Source organism: Oleiphilus sp. HI0079, assembly GCF_001635105.1.
The window spans coordinates 1-1,143 of the sequence record NZ_LWFT01000956.1; the positions used below are offsets into that span (position 1 = coordinate 1).

The 1,143-nt window shown below is 47.7% G+C and carries 2 protein-coding genes; both read right to left on the reverse strand.

The annotated features are described in order from the left end of the window. The coding region (locus A3750_RS17480) for a glycosyltransferase (protein WP_156498689.1) at positions 1-558 on the reverse strand (558 nt) is incomplete at its 3' end. Beyond that, positions 555-1,143 (reverse strand): DegT/DnrJ/EryC1/StrS aminotransferase family protein (locus A3750_RS17485; protein WP_197475117.1); only part of this gene is annotated, 589 nt, incomplete at its 5' end. The genes A3750_RS17480 and A3750_RS17485, both read right to left, overlap by 4 nt.

Sequence of the window (1,143 nt, forward strand, 5' to 3'; positions counted from 1 at the left end):
TATTCGACCAAAATGGTTAAACACCTGCGAATGATACGCGGGGCAACATCCATAAATAGTGGCTCGCCTGTTCACTAAGCGTTTGAATGTGTATTTTTTTTGCGGCTTGGCCGACGCAGAGAAGGAAGAAACCATGTCGCCGTTTTCATCAATCTCATCATATCTTGCAACAATAAGCGGTGGCCGGTCGTTCGCTAGCCAACATGCGTAGGTTTCCTCCACCCGCGTCGGCTCCGAGATATCATCACCCGCTTGAAACACCATAAGCGTATTCTCGAACTGCCCAGACAATTTGTTTAGCTGCGCATTCAAGCCAAGGTTCTGGTCATTACGCCAATACTCGATAGTCAGCTCCGACGGAGCCGACTTAATGACATCCTCAATGACTTCCTGAGTTCCATCTGATGAAGCATCATCCATAATAATGAGTCGCGAGGGATAGCACGTCTGATTGATTGCTGAATCTATCGCTTCGCGCACAAATTTCTTTTGATTGTATACAAAACAAATAAATACGACGTCGTCGAGTACCTTCGGTTGCCCATTGGATAAGGTCATGCTGAGAACCCATTAACGGCTTTAATCACGTGTTCAACTTCTTGTTCTGTCATGCAAGGCGATATCGGCAAGCTTAAAACAGTGCGACTCAGCCTCTCAGTCACGGGCAAAGAAAGGTCATTAAAATGGGGGTAGGCTTTCTGTTTATGCGCAGGGATCGGATAGTGCACGAGCGTCTTCACGCCATTATCGGCAAGGTAAGCTTGGAGCGCATCACGCGCTTCACACTGCACAACGAACAAATGCCAAACATGTTCTTCAGTGATTCCGCTATAAGGTAGCGTTAAAAATTTAGACGAAATATCTGTTAGATACTTCTGAGCGATCGCTCGCCTTACCGCAATCTCTTGATCCAGATACTTCAACTTAACAGACAGCATCGCAGCTTGAATTTCATCCAAACGACTATTCACACCTTGCAAACCATGAACATAGCGCTCTTCAGACCCGTAGTTTCTCAGTGAGCGAAGCGTGTCCGCAAGCTCAGAATCGTCCGTCGTGATTGCTCCACCATCACCCAGCGCACCTAGAACCTTTCCGGGATAAAAGCTGAACGCGCCCGCATCGCCCCAAGCACCAGCTCGA